This is a genomic window from Variovorax sp. PAMC26660, assembly GCF_014302995.1.
GTDB lineage: Bacteria > Pseudomonadota > Gammaproteobacteria > Burkholderiales > Burkholderiaceae_C > Variovorax.
This window is the reverse complement of record NZ_CP060295.1, coordinates 2,494,961-2,509,480: the sequence shown is the minus strand read 5'-3', so window position 1 is coordinate 2,509,480 and position 14,520 is coordinate 2,494,961. Positions and strand designations below refer to the sequence as shown.

At 66.0% G+C, this 14,520-nt stretch carries 17 protein-coding genes; 4 read left to right on the top strand and 13 right to left on the bottom strand.

Features of this window, described 5'->3' with window-relative positions; genetic code table 11:
- Positions 1–218: 218 nt before the first annotated feature.
- From H7F35_RS12125 to H7F35_RS12115, 3 genes are read right to left on the bottom strand one after another with little or no spacing between them, the layout of a single operon-like run.
- Positions 219–584, bottom strand: a complete 366-nt coding sequence (locus H7F35_RS12125; RefSeq protein ID WP_187113099.1) for a hypothetical protein — start codon at positions 582–584, stop codon at positions 219–221.
- Positions 581–1,177 (bottom strand): cob(I)yrinic acid a,c-diamide adenosyltransferase, encoded by a 597-nt coding sequence (locus H7F35_RS12120; protein ID WP_187113098.1) that lies wholly within the window; start codon positions 1,175–1,177, stop codon positions 581–583. Before H7F35_RS12120 ends, H7F35_RS12125 begins: the two co-directional genes overlap by 4 nt.
- A 26-nt stretch (positions 1,178–1,203) precedes the next feature.
- On the bottom strand, positions 1,204–1,704 hold the full coding sequence (locus tag H7F35_RS12115; RefSeq protein ID WP_187113097.1) for a DinB family protein: 501 nt from the start codon (positions 1,702–1,704) through the stop codon (positions 1,204–1,206).
- An 84-nt stretch (positions 1,705–1,788) separates the two neighbouring features.
- On the opposite strand from H7F35_RS12115, the gene H7F35_RS12110 reads away from it, so the two are divergent.
- Entirely contained in the window at positions 1,789–3,213 is a 1,425-nt protein-coding gene (locus tag H7F35_RS12110; protein WP_187113096.1) for an FAD-binding oxidoreductase, read from the top strand.
- 92 nt (positions 3,214–3,305) lie between these two features.
- Here H7F35_RS12110 and H7F35_RS12105 read toward each other — a convergent pair whose 3' ends face one another.
- The 10 genes from H7F35_RS12105 to H7F35_RS12060 form a co-directional block, all read right to left on the bottom strand.
- Positions 3,306–4,199, bottom strand: coding sequence for a CsgG/HfaB family protein (locus H7F35_RS12105; protein ID WP_187113095.1), 894 nt, complete (start codon positions 4,197–4,199; stop codon positions 3,306–3,308).
- Positions 4,200–4,314: 115 nt separating this feature from the next.
- Positions 4,315–5,265 (bottom strand): ParB/RepB/Spo0J family partition protein, encoded by a 951-nt coding sequence (locus H7F35_RS12100; protein WP_187113094.1) that lies wholly within the window; start codon positions 5,263–5,265, stop codon positions 4,315–4,317.
- On the bottom strand, positions 5,265–5,810 hold the full coding sequence (locus H7F35_RS12095) for an RBBP9/YdeN family alpha/beta hydrolase (RefSeq protein WP_187113093.1): 546 nt from the start codon (positions 5,808–5,810) through the stop codon (positions 5,265–5,267). The genes H7F35_RS12100 and H7F35_RS12095 overlap by 1 nt, the downstream gene beginning before the upstream one ends.
- A gap of 42 nt (positions 5,811–5,852) precedes the next feature.
- Positions 5,853–6,776 (bottom strand): ParA family protein, encoded by a 924-nt coding sequence (locus H7F35_RS12090; protein WP_187113092.1) that lies wholly within the window; start codon positions 6,774–6,776, stop codon positions 5,853–5,855.
- Positions 6,777–6,795: 19 nt separating this feature from the next.
- Positions 6,796–7,410 (bottom strand): LysE family transporter, encoded by a 615-nt coding sequence (locus H7F35_RS12085; RefSeq protein WP_187113091.1) that lies wholly within the window; start codon positions 7,408–7,410, stop codon positions 6,796–6,798.
- Between the two features lie 114 nt (positions 7,411–7,524).
- Positions 7,525–8,166, bottom strand: a complete 642-nt coding sequence (gene rsmG / locus H7F35_RS12080) for a 16S rRNA (guanine(527)-N(7))-methyltransferase RsmG (RefSeq protein WP_187113090.1) — start codon at positions 8,164–8,166, stop codon at positions 7,525–7,527.
- On the bottom strand, positions 8,163–10,121 hold the full coding sequence (mnmG, locus tag H7F35_RS12075) for a tRNA uridine-5-carboxymethylaminomethyl(34) synthesis enzyme MnmG (RefSeq protein ID WP_187113089.1): 1,959 nt from the start codon (positions 10,119–10,121) through the stop codon (positions 8,163–8,165). The genes rsmG and mnmG overlap by 4 nt, the downstream gene beginning before the upstream one ends.
- Positions 10,122–10,308: 187 nt before the next feature.
- On the bottom strand, positions 10,309–11,184 hold the full coding sequence (locus tag H7F35_RS12070) for a transglutaminase-like domain-containing protein (RefSeq protein ID WP_187113088.1): 876 nt from the start codon (positions 11,182–11,184) through the stop codon (positions 10,309–10,311).
- Positions 11,185–11,196: 12 nt separating this feature from the next.
- Positions 11,197–11,343 carry a hypothetical protein gene (locus tag H7F35_RS12065; RefSeq protein WP_187113087.1) on the bottom strand — a complete coding sequence of 49 codons (147 nt, stop codon included), beginning with the start codon at positions 11,341–11,343 and terminating at the stop codon, positions 11,197–11,199.
- Positions 11,343–11,528, bottom strand: coding sequence for a DUF1328 family protein (locus H7F35_RS12060; protein WP_013538518.1), 186 nt, complete (start codon positions 11,526–11,528; stop codon positions 11,343–11,345). The genes H7F35_RS12065 and H7F35_RS12060 overlap by 1 nt, the downstream gene beginning before the upstream one ends.
- Positions 11,529–11,706: 178 nt before the next feature.
- Between H7F35_RS12060 and gstA the strand changes: the two genes are divergently transcribed.
- The 3 genes from gstA (at position 11,707) to H7F35_RS12045 (ending at position 14,507) form a co-directional block, all read left to right on the top strand.
- The gene (gene gstA, locus H7F35_RS12055; protein WP_187113086.1) at positions 11,707–12,315 is read left to right on the top strand and encodes a glutathione transferase GstA; all 609 of its coding nucleotides are present in this window, start codon (positions 11,707–11,709) and stop codon (positions 12,313–12,315) included.
- 114 nt (positions 12,316–12,429) lie between these two features.
- Positions 12,430–13,680, top strand: a complete 1,251-nt coding sequence (locus tag H7F35_RS12050) for a CaiB/BaiF CoA transferase family protein (protein ID WP_187113085.1) — start codon at positions 12,430–12,432, stop codon at positions 13,678–13,680.
- Entirely contained in the window at positions 13,680–14,507 is an 828-nt protein-coding gene (locus tag H7F35_RS12045) for an enoyl-CoA hydratase/isomerase family protein (RefSeq protein ID WP_187113084.1), read from the top strand. Before H7F35_RS12050 ends, H7F35_RS12045 begins: the two co-directional genes overlap by 1 nt.
- The last annotated feature ends 13 nt before the right edge of the window (positions 14,508–14,520 follow it).

Here is a 14,520-nt window from a genome sequence, read left to right as displayed (position 1 = left end):
CCTCCTTTATTTCGCTGCGGGGAGCACCTGGCGTCATTCGCACCTGGGCACGCTGTGCGTTTCCGGCCGATCAACCAGTGCTCTGAGCGCTCACGTCGATACGGGGCTCTTTTTCGCGAAATAAAGGAGGAGCGAAGCGGGGGACATTCGCGAAAAAGAGCACCGTGTCGGCGTGAGTGCCGCCCTGAACAGCAGCACAAGAACTCACGCCCCACGCATCAAGGCGCGTTGCCCTGCGGCCCCACAGGCGGCGGCGCGGCACGGCCACTGGAGCCCGGCGAGAGCTTGCGGCCGAAGGCCTCGCCCACGTTACGCACTGGCCGGCTGGCCTTCTCCGACACGTTGCTGACACCGCGACGCGTAGCAGCGTCAGCACGGTTGACGCCACGGCCGGCGGCGTTGGTGCCGCGCTGCACGCTGCCCACCACCTTGCCATTGCGCGCCGGTGCCTTGATGGTGTGGGCGCGTTGCGCCTGCGGCGGGTTGTCGGCGCTCTGCGCCTGCGCTGTGGCCGGCAACCAGAGCGTTGCGGCGATGGCCGCAGCGGCAGTGAGCGATGCGGTGGTGGTGCGAAAAATCGTCATGGTGCCTCCTTGGCGTTGTCGTCGGCTTCTGCGGCGGCCGCGCGCGCCATGCGCTCGCTCTTCCAGTAGACGTCGTCGCCGCCGTTCATCCGGTTGAGCACGCGCGCCAGCACGAAGAGCAGGTCGCTGAGCCGGTTGAGGTACTGGCGCAGCGCGTCGTTGAGTTCGGCCGTCGCACCGAGCGCGACCACCGCACGCTCGGCCCGTCGCGCCACCGTGCGGCACACATGCGCGAGCGAGGCCGCGCGCGTGCCGGCCGGCAGGATGAATTCGGCGAGACGTGGCAAGGCCGCGTTGTGATCGGCCAGTGCGTTGTCGAGCTGCAGCAGCGCTTCAGGCTTGAGCAACGTGAAACCCGGCATCGACAGCTCGCCACCCAAGTTGAAGAGCTGGTGCTGCACATCGACCAGCAGCTCGCGCACGGGCTCTGGCATGGGCTCGCACAGCAGCACGCCGATCTGCGAGTTGAGTTCGTCCACGTCGCCCATCGCGTGCACGCGCAGATGGTCCTTGGGCACACGGGTGTTGTCGCCGAGGCCGGTGGTGCCGTCGTCGCCCGTGCGGGTGGCGATCTGGGAAAGTCGGTTGCCCATGGGCGCTCCTATGGATTGCGTGACGACTACAGCGCGACGGTCGACGCGTCGATCTTGCCGGCCAGCCATTGCAGACCTGCAAGATGCTGCTGGTCGTGGCTGCAAAGGTAATGAATGAGGCTGCGCATGGTGAGCGGGCCGTAGCCCTCGAACACGGCCGTACGCTGCAGTTGCGCGTCGCTCAGGCTGGAGACGATCTCCATGGTCTGCACGCGCGCAAGGCGGAACTCGGCCAGCACTTTCGCAGCATCGGCCGTGCCGTAGCTGCGCTCGATGGCCAGCGGTTCGCTGTCGATCGAAACCAGCGTGGGATGCACCTCTGCCAGCGTGCGGCGAAAGCGCACGTGGTAGCCCTCGACCTCGATGTCGCGCACATGGCAAAGCTGCTCGATGGCGGTGAAGGCTTCGCTGGGCACGCCCTCCCACGAGGGCGGCGCCCAATGCCGGAAGGCGGCGGGAATGGCCGCGTAGTGGGCCTCCAGTTGCGACGGGAAGGCCGCGAGTGCGCTGAGTGTCGTGGGGTTCATGTTTTTTTCCGAAGCGCATTATGGTGCTCGCTCCGTAAAATGACCGCGTACCCCCGCACCCATTTCCCTTCAGGAGACGCCCCGATGAACGCCCCGACCCAAACCTCGCACCTGATGCCGGCGCTTCATCTGCGCGACGTGCCCGCCAGCCTGATCGACGGGCTGAAGGCACGCTTCGGCGCCAACTGTTCCACGGCCATGGCCGTGCGCACGCAGCACGGCCGCGACGAGTCTTCGTTCGACGCACCACCGCCCTCGGCCGTGGTGTTCGCCGAAAGCACGCAGGACGTGGCCGACGCGGTGAAGCTCGCGAGCGAATACAGCGTGCCCGTCATTCCCTTCGGCGTGGGTTCCTCGCTCGAAGGCCATCTGCTGGCGGTGCAGGGTGGCATCAGCATCGACGTGTCGCGCATGAACAAGGTGCTGTCGATCAACGCCGACGACCTCACCGTGACGGTGCAGCCGGGCGTCACGCGCAAGCAGCTCAACGAAGAGATCAAGAGCACGGGCCTGTTCTTTCCCATCGACCCCGGTGCCGACGCGTCCCTCGGCGGCATGACGGCCACGCGCGCCAGCGGCACGAACGCGGTGCGCTACGGCACGATGCGCGAGAACGTGCTGGCGCTCGAAGTGGTCACGGCCAGCGGCGAAGTCATTCGCACCGGCACGCGCGCCAAGAAGTCTTCCGCCGGTTATGACCTCACGCGCCTCATGGTGGGCAGCGAAGGCACGCTGGGCGTGGTGACCGAGGTCACGCTGCGCATCTACCCGCTGCCCGAGGCGGTGTCGGCTGCGATCTGCTCGTTCCCGAGCATCGAGGCGGCCGTGCGCACCACCATCGAAACCATCCAGCTCGGCGTACCGATCGCACGCGTGGAACTGGTCGACGTGAACACGGTGCGCATGGTCAACGCCTACGCCAAGCTGGGCCTGCGCGAAGAACCGATGCTGCTGATGGAATTCCACGGCTCGCCGGCCGGCGTGAAGGAACAGGCAGAGACGGTGCAGGAGCTTGCGAGCGGCCACGGCGGCAATGCCTTTGAATGGGCCAGCACGCCGGAAGAGCGCACGCGCCTGTGGACCGCGCGGCACAACAGCTATTTCGCAGCCGTGCAGTCGCGGCCCGGCTGCCGCGTGATCTCGACCGACACCTGCGTGCCGATCTCGCGCCTGGCCGATTGCCTGCTCGACTCGGTGGCCGAGGCCGATGCCAGCGGCATCCCCTACTTCCTCGTCGGCCACGTGGGCGACGGCAACTTCCACTTCGGCTACCTGCTCGATCCGAACATCCCCGAAGAGCGCGTGAAAGCCGAAGAGCTGAACCATGCACTGGTGAGCCGCGCGCTGGCGCTCGAAGGCACTTGCACCGGCGAGCACGGCGTGGGCCTGCACAAGATGGACTTCCTGGTGACCGAAGCGGGCGCTGGCGCGATCGACATGATGCGCACGATCAAGCGCGCGCTCGATCCGAAGAACATCATGAACCCGGGCAAGATCTTCAGCCTCTGAGCAACGCAAGCGCCCATTGAAAGAAAGCCCGGCGGCTCGCAAGAGCCCCGGGCTTTTTTTCGTGCGGCCTGCCGGCCGCTCGCTGTGCGCGATCAGTTGTTGTTGTTGCTGCGACGGCGCTGCGTCGGCACAGAGGTTTGCGACGGTGCAGCGCCGCCATCCACGCCCAGCCGGCCGCCGCCACCGAGGCCCTGGCCGCGCACGGTCTGCGCCTTGTAGTTGCGCAACGAACGGACCATCTGGTTGAAGGCGTCCATGAACGCGGCGGCAATCACCTTGCCCTGCGCCGTGTTGGTGTAGCCGCCGATGTTGCCGCCCGCGCTGCGGCCGGCCAGCGCACCGAAGGCGCCGAAGTCGGTCTTGGAGGCGCTGCCTTCCGAAGCCGCGACCTGCACGCCCGAGCGGTTGTCGATCAGGGTCAGCAGCGCGCTGGCTTCCTTGGTCTGCATGTTGCCGCCGATCTGTGCGAGTGCGCGGCCACGGCCACCACCCACGAGGCCGCCGAGCGCACCACCGATGCCGCCGGCATCGCTGTTGCTGAACACGATTTCGGGTGACAGGCCGTAGTCGGAGGCCACCATCTGGCCGCGACCGAAGTTGCTGCCACCGCGCATTTCGCCCGACTGCTGAAGTGCGCGTTCGCGCGTCATCGCGTTCATGCCGGCCGCGCCGCGCTCGACCACGATGAAACAGTTGGATTGCTGCACCAACAAACGCAACAGATTTGCAGTAGGCGGCAAGCGGTATTCACCGGTGAGGATGGTGTACCAACCCGCGCTCTGGTTCTCGATCAGCGAGACCGTGCCCAGCGGCGATTCGCAACGCTCGAGCTGGCCGCTCGCGTTGTCGGTCGAGCCACCGGCCGCGCTGCCCGTGGCCATGGTCTTGGCCGACGAGCTGCCCATCTGCATGTCGGTGGCTGCACAGCCAGTGAGAAGAAGCGCGCCGACGGCGATGGCCGCGAGCGGGAACCTGGTGAACTGCATGGGTGGACTCCCTCTGTTGTCAGAAATCTTGGGGGTGGAAAAACCAGCGGTCGAGGATACGCGCAAAGGATTGCAGGAATCAATCAAACGAATGCCCGACGCCCCGTTCGCAAGACTAGGCCGTTCGGCGGATGCGGTCGATCAGCCCGTTGAGCGCATCGATGGAGCCGAAGTGAATGACCAGCTCGCCGCTCTCGCCGCGCTTGGTGCGCTTCTTGATGCGCACCTCGACCTCGGCGGTGAGCAGGTCGGCCAGTTCTTCCTCGACGCGCTGCAGGTCGCGCGACTTGTCCCCGGCATTGCCGCGACGCGATGGCGTGAGCGTGAACTCGGCCGCCAGCTTCTTCACCAGCGCCTCGGCCTCGCGCACCGACATCTTCTTGGCCGCGATCTGGTTGGCCGCCGTGATCTGCGTGCCGCGGTCGAGCGACAGCAGCGCGCGGGCGTGGCCCATGTCGATGTCGCCGGCCATCAGCATCAACTGCGCGGGTTCGGCCAGGTTCAGCAGGCGCAGCAGGTTGCTGGCCGCACTGCGCGAGCGGCCCACAGCCTGCGCCGCCATCTCGTGAGTGAGCCCAAACTCGGTGACCAGGCGTTGCAGGCCTTGAGCCTCTTCCAACGGGTTGAGGTCTTCGCGCTGGATGTTCTCGATCAGCGACATGGCTGCCGCGGCCTCGTTGGGCACGTCGCGCACCAGCACCGGCACGCTGTCCAGGCCCGCGATCTTGGCGGCGCGGAAGCGCCGTTCGCCCGCGATGATTTCGTATTCGGCGTTCTTGGCCGCTGCCGATTCGGCGTCGAGCCGGCGCACCAGGATCGGCTGCATGATGCCCTGCACCTTGATGCTCTCGGCCAGCTCGTAGAGCGCGCCTTCGTCCATGCGCGTGCGCGGCTGGTAGACGCCGGCGACCATCTGGTCGAGCATCAGCGTGTTCGGGTTCTGCGGCGCACCGCCCTCTTCCGAGCCCGCATTGCCGCCGTTGCTGTTGTCGGCGGAAGGCGCGGCCGTTGGGCCGAGCAGCGCTTCGAGGCCGCGGCCCAGGCCCTTGGGTTTCTTGGTCGCCATCAGTTCTTGTCTTTCGAGATTTCGTTCAATAGTTGCCGGCCTTCGGGCCAGTCGCCCAGGCCGGATTCGGCATTCAGATGGCCGCGCGCGCCGGCGTCGACGAAGCGCGCGCCCCAGTCGCTGGCCAGTTGGCGCGAGCGCGAAGCCTCGCAATAGGGGTCGTCGTTGGCGGCGACCAGCACGGCCGGAAACGGCAGCGGCTGGCGCACGATGGGTGCCCAGCCGGGGATCATCTGGCGCAGATCGTCGCGCTCCAGGTCGCCGGGCGCCACCAGCAGCGCGCCGCGCACCTTGTGCGTGTTGCGCGAGTGCGCAGTCCAGGCTGCAACGAGGATGCAGCCGAGGCTGTGCGCCGCAAGGGTCACCGGACCGGGCGCGGCCAGCACTTCTTCTTCGAGACGTGCGGACCAGTCGCCGCGCAGCGGACGCATCCAGTCATGCTGCTCGACGCGGTGGTCACCATGGATCGACTCCCAAAGCGTTTGCCAATGGCCGGGGCCGCTGTTCTGCCATCCGGGCAGCAGCAGGATACGGGAAGCTGTCATTTGCTACGAACTTGATAGCGCCTTGCCAAGATGGGGCAAGCGTCAGGCGTTGTTTTGGCTGGTCGAATCGGTCGCTGGCGCGGCAACGGCCGGGGCCATGACATCTTCGGGAATGGGCAGGTCCGGCGCCAGGCGCTCGACGGGCGCAATCGGCGGCGCCACCGCACCAGAGGCAAAGGCGCTCGCCGGCGGCATCTTCTCGATCAGCTCCTGCGCGAAGGCAATGAATGCCTGGCTGCCGCGGGCCGCCGGATCGAACACCACGCCTGGCAAGCCATAGCTCGGCGCCTCGGCCAGGCGCACGTTGCGCGGGATCACGGTGTCGAACACCTTGTCGCCGAAGTGGGACTTGAGTTGCTCGCTCACCTGCTGCTGCAGCGTGATGCGCGGATCGAACATCACGCGCAGCAGGCCGATGATCTGCAGGTTCTTGTTGAGGTTGGCGTGCACCTGCTTGATGGTGTTGACCAGGTCGGTCAGCCCTTCGAGCGCGAAGTACTCGCACTGCATCGGCACGATCACGCCATGCGCGGCGCACAGGCCATTGAGCGTAAGCATGCTCAACGAGGGCGGGCAGTCGATCAGGATGAAGTCGTACTCGGCGCCAACGGCGGCCAGCGCGGTGCGCAAACGCTTTTCGCGGCGGTCGATGGCGACCATTTCAACCTCGGCACCGGCCAGTTCGCGGTTGGCGCCCAGCACGTCGTAGCCGCAACCGCCCTCCACCAGCTTGTCGGCCTTCACCCGCGCTTCGGCCACGGAGGCCGATTCGAGCAGCACGTCGTACACCGTCAGCTCCAGTTGCCGCTTGTCGATGCCCGAGCCCATGGTCGCATTGCCCTGGGGGTCGAGGTCGATCATCAGCACGCGCTGACCGACCTTGGCCAAGCCTGCGGCGAGATTGACGGTGGTGGTGGTCTTGCCGACGCCGCCTTTTTGGTTGGCGATGCAGAAAATCTTGGCCATGTCGTCGGGTTCTAGAGGTTCAGCGAGTGATCGCGAGCTTGATGCCGAAGGCGATCAGGAAGGTGCCGGCCAGCTTTTCGAGCGTGGTCGAAATGCGGGGATTGGCGCGGATGCGCTCGGCCAGGAAGTACGTGAGCAGCGTCGAGGTCAGGCCGTACAGGAAGGTCAGCGTCGCGATCGTGAGCGCCATCACGCCGAAGGTGATCAGGCCCTGGTGATGAACCGGGTCGACGAACAGCGGGAAGAAGGCCATGTAGAACACGATCGCCTTGGGGTTCAGCAAGGTGATCGTGAAGGCCTGGCGCATGAAGTGGCTTGGCTTGATGTTGATGATGGGCGCCGCGCCCGGCTTGGCCAGAAGCATCTTGATGCCCAGCCATGCCAGATAGGCCGCGCCCAGCCACTGAACCGCCTTGAACGCCGCCGGGTACGCGACCATCACGGCCGACACGCCGGCCACAGCCGCCCACAAAAGGCACTGGTCGCCAACGATTACGCCTGCCGTCGCTGCCAGTCCGCCTCGAATGCCGCCTTTGCTGGTCGAAGTGATCAGCGCGAGATTGCCCGGGCCGGGAATCAAGAGGAACAGGACGATGGCGGCGACGAAAGCGCCGTAGTCAGCGATGCCGAACATGGATTTGCCTCGAAAAAGAGAGCCAAGGGGGAGCTGTCGAGTCTAAGCGAGGCCAACGCCGCGAGGGCTGTTCCGGGGCGCGCTTTTGCCGGCGCTGCCCCTTCTATTTGCAGTTCAGGCAGCTTCTTTGCGCGCCCAGACGATGCAGCGCTCGGCGTCCAGGCCCGGAACCGTCAGTTGTTCCACGTGAAACACAGCCACGCCCTTGGGCAAGGCGGCGAGTTCGTCGCTGGGCATCTTGCCCTTCATGGCGAGCCAGACACCATCGGGCGCAAGCAGATGGACGGAGCCGTTGAAGAAATCCGGCAGCGAGGCGAAGGCGCGGGAGCTGACGACTTCATAGCTGCCGGTCAGAGATTCGACCCGGGCGTGCAGGCCTCGAAGATTCGGCAGCTCCAGTTCGACCGCTACTTGTTGGACGAAGGCGGCCTTCTTGGCCACGGCGTCCAGGCAGCTCACCTCGATGTCGGGTCGCATGATCGCGATGACCACGCCGGGCAGGCCGCCGCCCGAACCCACGTCGAGCAGCCTCCCCTTCCCCGCCCACTCGCGCTGCAGAGGCGCCACAGCCGCAAGGCTGTCGAGCAGATGGTGCGTCATCACGCCGGCCGGATCGCGCACGGCGGTGAGGTTGTAGACCTTGTTCCACTTGAGCATCAGTGTGCCGTAGGCCAGCAACTGTTCGCCCTGGTGATCGGACAGGGCCACGCCCAAGGCGGCTGCGCCTGCGCGCAGCGTGTCGATAGACGTCGTCATTGGGCAGATTGCGGCTCGGTGGCTGCTTCCGTGGCGGTGTCGCGGGCGAAGGCTTTGTGGCCGCCCTTGCGCAGATGGATCATCAAGAGAGAAATGGCGGCAGGGGTCACACCCGAGATGCGGGAGGCCAGGCCCAAGGTTTCGGGACGATGCTTGTCCAGCTTCTGACGCACTTCAAAGCTCAGCGCCTTGACCTGCCCGTAGTCGAAGTCGTCCGGCAGGCGCAGGTTCTCGAAGTGCGCGGCACGCTCCACTTCATCGTGCTGGCGCTCGATGTAGCCGGAGTACTTGGCCGAAATCTCGATCTGCTCGATCTCGGTTTCGGTCAATGCTGTGTGGGCGCTGTACTTGCCCCCGTCCAGGGACATCAGCTTTTCGTAGTTCACGTCCGGGCGGCGCAGCAGATCGGCCAGGTTGTATTCGTGCTCGATGACCTTGCCCAGCACCCGCTCCGACTCGGCGGCCGGCAGGTTGCGGGGGTTCACCCAGATCGACTGGAGGCGCTGTGTTTCACGTGAAACAGCATCGCGCTTGCGGCTGAAAGCATCCCAGCGCGCGTCGTCCACCAGGCCCAGCTTGCGCCCTGCTTCGGTCAAACGCATGTCGGCATTGTCCTCGCGCAGTTGCAGCCGGAACTCGGCGCGGCTGGTGAACATGCGGTACGGCTCGGTCACGCCCTTGGTGATGAGGTCGTCGACCAGCACACCCAGGTAGGCTTCATCGCGGCGCGGCAACCAGGCATCTTCGCCACGGCATTGCAGCGCGGCGTTGATGCCGGCGAACAGCCCTTGGGCGGCCGCTTCCTCGTAGCCGGTCGTGCCATTGATTTGCCCGGCGAAGAACAGGCCCTTGACCGAGCGCGTCTCGAAGCTGCTCTTGAGTTCGCGCGGATCGAAGTAGTCGTACTCGATCGCGTAGCCCGGCCGCAGGATGTGCGCGTTCTCCAGCCCGGCCATCGAGCGCACCAATTGGAGCTGGATGTCGAACGGCAGGCTGGTCGAGATGCCGTTGGGGTAGTACTCGTTGGTCGTCAGGCCTTCGGGCTCCAGGAAGATCTGGTGGCTTTCCTTGTCGGCAAAGCGGTTGATCTTGTCTTCGACGCTCGGGCAGTAGCGCGGACCGACGCCATCGATCTTGCCGGTGAACATCGGGCTCCGGTCGAAGCCGGAACGAATGATGTCGTGCGTGCGCGCGTTGGTGTGGGTGATCCAGCAGGCCATCTGGCGCGGATGCATGTCGGTCCGGCCCATGAAGCTGAACACCGGCATCGGCCCTGCCCCACCCGGCATGCCATCGCCCGGCTGTTCGGCGCACTTCGAAAAATCGATGCTGCGGCCATCGAGCCGTGGCGGCGTACCGGTCTTGAGCCGGCCTTGCGGCAGCTTCAGTTCCTTCAGGCGCGCCGACAGGCTGATGGCCGGTGGATCGCCCGCGCGTCCGGCCTGGTAGTTGTCGAGGCCGACGTGGATGCGGCCATCAAGGAAGGTGCCCGCAGTCAGCACGACCGTGCGCGCGCGAAAGGCAATGCCCACCTGCGTGATGGCGCCGACCACGCGGTCGCCCTCGACCATCAAGTCATCGACCGCTTGCTGGAACAGGCTCAGATTCGGCTGGTTTTCCAGGCGATGACGGATCGCCGCCTTGTACAGAACGCGATCCGCTTGCGCGCGGGTTGCGCGCACGGCCGGGCCTTTGCTCGAATTGAGAATGCGAAACTGGATGCCGGCCTCATCGGTGGCAATCGCCATCGCGCCGCCGAGCGCATCGACCTCTTTCACCAGATGGCCCTTGCCGATACCGCCGATCGACGGGTTGCAGCTCATCTGCCCCAGCGTCTCGATGTTGTGGGAGAGCAGCAGCGTCTTGGCGCCCATGCGCGCGGCGGCGAGCGCGGCTTCGGTGCCGGCATGGCCACCGCCGACGACGATCACGTCGAATTCTTCGGGGTACAGCATTTGAAATGGGGGCGCACAACTGACGCGTGCGCGGCGCAAAAGGGGGCACCGATTTTAATCGTCGATGCCGCTTTGCGCCGCTTGTGTGGACAAGCTAGAGGGGCTTGCCAAATTGGGGCATAGCGCCCGCCTGCATTAGATAGTTTGCTATATATTTAATAGCAAACAATCCGCATAAGACCGACGTCTACGCCACTTGCACCACCGGCACGGGCTTCTCGATGCCCACCAGCGCGCCCGTCGGCGGTGGCGCCTTCGAGGGCACGAGGCTTTCATCCTGCAGCTCGCGAACCATCAGCTTCTTGTCCGTCATGCGCACGTTGCCGAAGATCGTGCAGAAGGCCACGTCCTTCGCGTCGCGCCCAGTGCCCACGCGCACCAGCCGATCGACGGGTGCCATGCGCGTCGCATCGAACAACACCCACTGCCCGCCCAGCCAAGCCTCGAACACCGCATGGAAATCCTGCGGCGGCTCGTCGAACCACACATAGCCCACCACCAGCCGCGCCGGGATGTTGAGCGCGCGGCAGAAGGTGATCCCCAGATGCGCGAAGTCGCGGCACACGCCCGCGCGTTCCACGAAGACTTCGCGCGCGGTGGTGGTCGAGTCGCTGCTGCCCGGCTCGTAGGCAATGCTTTCGTGGATCCAGTCGACGATCGCCTGCACGCGGCCGATGCCCGGCGGCAGTTCGCCGAAGAGCTGCTGCGCGCAGCGCGACATCAGGTCCGACTCGCAATAGCGCGTCGGCATCATGTAGTGCAGCACCTCGTCGGGCACGTCGCTGACCGGCACCTCGCGCAGGTCGATCGGCACGTCCACATGCGCGCGCTGCACGCTGGCCTTGTAGCTGATCTTCAGCGGCCCCGGCTGCGCATCGAAGCGAATGAAGCGGTTGCCGCTGGACTCATCGCAGAACACCTGCATCTCGGTCGGCGGCTCGATGGTCAGCACCTCGCTGACCACGGCCTGCGCGCCCGAGCGTGCGGCCTCGATGTTGAGCAGCATGTGGGCTGGCGCGACGACCTCGTAGTCGAGCTGCGCGTCGATGTGGGACAGGTGCATGGCAGGGATCTTTCAGGCCCGTCGTCGACGGGAGCGGGGTGCAGGCAATTGCCAATGGTTCTGCGTGACAAGCAGCACCCGCAGCACGCGGTGCGCCGGGCTTTGCAGCAGCAGCCCGAGCGACCGCGCTTGCGGCCACTTCGGTTTCACGCGCAGCATCAGTCCAGCGCCTTTTTCACCGCACCCACGCCGAGGGCCGCAAGCACCACGAACAGCACGGCAAGCACCAGGAACAGGCCGAACAGCAGCTTCGCAATGCCTGCCGCGCCGGCGGCCACGCCACCGAAACCGAGCAGGCCGGCCACCAACGAAATCACCGCAAAAATGATCGCGTACTTCAACATTCCAGAACTCCTTCAGCAGGCCTCGCCCACCGTGCCGGCAGCTTAGAAAGCCGCCGCTGCGGCGCTGATAGTCACCCTGCGCAAGCAGCCGTAGGACAAAAACGCGATGCTGCCAAACCCGATAGCATCCGCTTCGGTTCCAAAAATCCAACCTCGACATCCATTGGAGTTTTCTCGTATGAAGCTGTATTACTCGCCCGGCGCCTGCTCGCTCTCGCCCCACATCGCCCTGCATGAAGCAGGCATTGCCGTCGAGCCGGTGCTGGCCAGCACCAAGAGCCACAAGCTGCAAGACGGCACCGACTACTACGGCATCAACCCGCTGGGCTACGTGCCCATGCTCGAGCTGGACGACGGCACGCGCCTGCGCGAAGGTCCGGCCATCCTGCAATACATCGCCGACCTGGCACCCACCAAGAACCTCGCGCCCGCCAACGGCACGCTGCAGCGCTACCGCCTGCAGGAATGGCTGACCTTCATCGGCACCGAAGTGCACAAGGGCTTCAGCCCGCTGTTCAACCCGGCCATGCCCGAAGAAGCCAAGACCATCTACAAGGACAAGCTCGCCTCGCGCTTCCAGTGGCTCGACAGCGAACTGGCCAACAAGCAGTACCTGATGGGCGAGAACTTCAGCGTGGCCGACGGCTACCTGTTCACCGTGACCAACTGGACCAAGCCCACCGGCGTGGACATCTCCAGCTACCCCAACCTCCTGGCCTGGCACGCACGCGTCGGCGCCCGCCCGGCGGTGCAAGAGGCAATGAAGGCCGAAGGCCTGCTGAAGTAAGCCAAAGCGCTCCGATCCGGGGGAAAACCCGGATCGATTCAGCCACAAGCCGCCTTGCGCGGCTTTTCTTTCGCCTCATAAACTCTATAAATAGAACTTTAGAGGTTGAGGTCGATGTCTTCTTCTTCCAGCTCCCCGCGCCCCGGCGGCACCGAACCCGGCGCACGCGGCCCGCTCACCGGCGTGCGGGTCATCGACATCACGACCATCTTCATGGGCCCCTCGGCCACGCAGATGCTCGGCGACCTCGGCGCCGACGTGATCAAGGTCGAATCGCCCGAGGGCGACGTGGTGCGCGGCATCGGCGCACAGGGCCACCAGAAGATGGGCCCGCTGTTCCTGGGCATGAACCGCAACAAGCGCAGCATCGCGCTGGACCTGAAGTCACCCGACGGCCGCGCCGCGCTGATCGACCTCGTGCGCGACGCCGACGTGCTGACCTACAACGTGCGCCCGCAGGCCATGGAGCGCCTGGGCCTGGGCTACGAAACCCTTGCCGCCATCAACCCGCGCCTGCTCTACGTCGGCATGTTCGGCTTCTCACAGCGCGGGCGCCACGCCGCCAGCGCCGCCTTCGATGACCTCATCCAGGCCGCCTGCGCCCTGCCCCAGGCCATGGCCATGGGCAGCACCGACGGCACGCCGCGCTACATGCCCATCACCATCGCCGACCGCTCGGTGGGCCTCTATGCCTTCGGCGTGATCGGCGCCGCGCTCTACGGCCGCGAGCGCACCGGGCGCGGCCAGCGCATCGACGTGCCGATGTTCGAGACCATGGTGCCGCAGGTGCTGGGCGACCACCTCTACAACCAGACCTTCGTACCGCCGCAGGGTGACTTCGGCTACCCGCGCCTGCTCTCGCCCGAACGCCGCCCCTACAAGACGCTCGACGGCCACGTCTGCTGCCTGATCTACACCGATCTGCAGTGGCGCGCCTTCCTCACGGCCATCGGCCAGCCCGCGCTGTTCGACAGCGACCCGCGCTTTGCGGACATCCGCATGCGCACGCGGCACATCGACGCGCTCTACGCGATGGTCGGCGAGGCACTGGCCACGCGCACCACCGCCGAGTGCCAGGCGCTGCTGGGCGGCACCGACATTCCCGTCTTTCCGATGCACACCTTCGACACGCTGCTGGACGATGCCCATCTGCAGGACATCGGCTTCTTCAGCGAGATGGACCACCCCGACGTCGGCCGCATCCGCCAGATGGCCGTGCCGAGCGAATGGTCCGGCACGCCGCCGGGCAAGGCCACGCCGCCCCCGCGCGTGGGCCAGCACAGCCGTGAAGTGCTGCGCGAAGCCGGCTACGACGACGCGCGCATCGACGCCCTCATTCACAACGGCGCCGTGCGCGCATCCTGATGACCTCCAGCACTTCCTCTTCCTCCTCCTTCATCGCCTGCGACATCGACGGCCACGTCGCCACCATCGCACTCGACCGGCCCGAGCGCCGCAACGCCTTCGACCTCGAAATGCGCGCGCAGATGTTCGACGCCATCCGCAATGCCGTCGACAACCCACAGGTACGCGCCATCGTCCTCACCGGACGCGGCGGCCACTTCTGCGCGGGCGGCGACGTCAAAGGCATGCGCGAGAGCGAGCGCCTCGAAGCCGCTGCAGGCCGCCTTCGCATGAAGGACGCGCAGGCCGGCATGCGCCTGCTGATGCAAAGCGACAAGCCCGTCATCGCGGCCGTCGAAGGCTGTGCCTACGGCGGTGGCTTCGGCCTTGCGCTGGCGGCCGACATCGTGCTTGCCGCACCGAGCGCGCGCTTTTGCATGTCGTTCATGAAGGTCGGTCTCGTGCCCGACTGCGGCTCGCTCTTCACGCTCGCGCGCAGCGTGGGCCTGAACCGCGCCAAGGCCCTGATGCTCTCGGCACGCGAACTCGATGCGCAGACCGCGATGGACTGGGGCATCGTCCATGAAGTCATCGCCGCCGATGCCCTGCTGCCGCACGCACAAGCCATTGCCGCCGCATTGGCCAACGGCCCCGCCACCGCCATCGCGCTCACCAAGCAGGGCCTGCAGCGCACGCACGACAGCGACATGGACGCGATGTTCGAGTTCGAAGCCATGGCCCAGGGCTTGGCTTTCACGACCGACGACCACCGCCAGGCCATCGACGACTTCACGCAGCGCCGCCCAGCGCGCTTCCAGTGGCCCTCCACGCCCTCGCCTTCTTCTTGAACCAAGGACCCGA

Bases quoted from the DNA above. Each gene is read 5' to 3' on its own strand.
- H7F35_RS12125 (WP_187113099.1), bottom strand. From the start codon at position 584: ATGACGATTTTTCGCACCACCACCGCATCGCTCACTGCCGCTGCGGCC.
- H7F35_RS12095 (WP_187113093.1), bottom strand. From the start codon at position 5,810: ATGACAGCTTCCCGTATCCTGCTGCTGCCCGGATGGCAGAACAGCGGC.
- mnmG (WP_187113089.1), bottom strand. From the start codon at position 10,121: ATGCTGTACCCCGAAGAATTCGACGTGATCGTCGTCGGCGGTGGCCAT.
- rsmG (WP_187113090.1), bottom strand. From the start codon at position 8,166: ATGACGACGTCTATCGACACGCTGCGCGCAGGCGCAGCCGCCTTGGGC.
- H7F35_RS12065 (WP_187113087.1), bottom strand. From the start codon at position 11,343: ATGCTGCGCGTGAAACCGAAGTGGCCGCAAGCGCGGTCGCTCGGGCTG.
- H7F35_RS12115 (WP_187113097.1), bottom strand. From the start codon at position 1,704: ATGAACCCCACGACACTCAGCGCACTCGCGGCCTTCCCGTCGCAACTG.
- H7F35_RS12090 (WP_187113092.1), bottom strand. From the start codon at position 6,776: ATGGCCAAGATTTTCTGCATCGCCAACCAAAAAGGCGGCGTCGGCAAG.
- H7F35_RS12085 (WP_187113091.1), bottom strand. From the start codon at position 7,410: ATGTTCGGCATCGCTGACTACGGCGCTTTCGTCGCCGCCATCGTCCTG.
- H7F35_RS12100 (WP_187113094.1), bottom strand. From the start codon at position 5,265: ATGGCGACCAAGAAACCCAAGGGCCTGGGCCGCGGCCTCGAAGCGCTG.
- H7F35_RS12045 (WP_187113084.1), top strand. From the start codon at position 13,680: ATGACCTCCAGCACTTCCTCTTCCTCCTCCTTCATCGCCTGCGACATC.
- H7F35_RS12105 (WP_187113095.1), bottom strand. From the start codon at position 4,199: ATGCAGTTCACCAGGTTCCCGCTCGCGGCCATCGCCGTCGGCGCGCTT.
- H7F35_RS12110 (WP_187113096.1), top strand. From the start codon at position 1,789: ATGAACGCCCCGACCCAAACCTCGCACCTGATGCCGGCGCTTCATCTG.
- H7F35_RS12060 (WP_013538518.1), bottom strand. From the start codon at position 11,528: ATGTTGAAGTACGCGATCATTTTTGCGGTGATTTCGTTGGTGGCCGGC.
- H7F35_RS12120 (WP_187113098.1), bottom strand. From the start codon at position 1,177: ATGGGCAACCGACTTTCCCAGATCGCCACCCGCACGGGCGACGACGGC.
- gstA (WP_187113086.1), top strand. From the start codon at position 11,707: ATGAAGCTGTATTACTCGCCCGGCGCCTGCTCGCTCTCGCCCCACATC.
- H7F35_RS12050 (WP_187113085.1), top strand. From the start codon at position 12,430: ATGTCTTCTTCTTCCAGCTCCCCGCGCCCCGGCGGCACCGAACCCGGC.
- H7F35_RS12070 (WP_187113088.1), bottom strand. From the start codon at position 11,184: ATGCACCTGTCCCACATCGACGCGCAGCTCGACTACGAGGTCGTCGCG.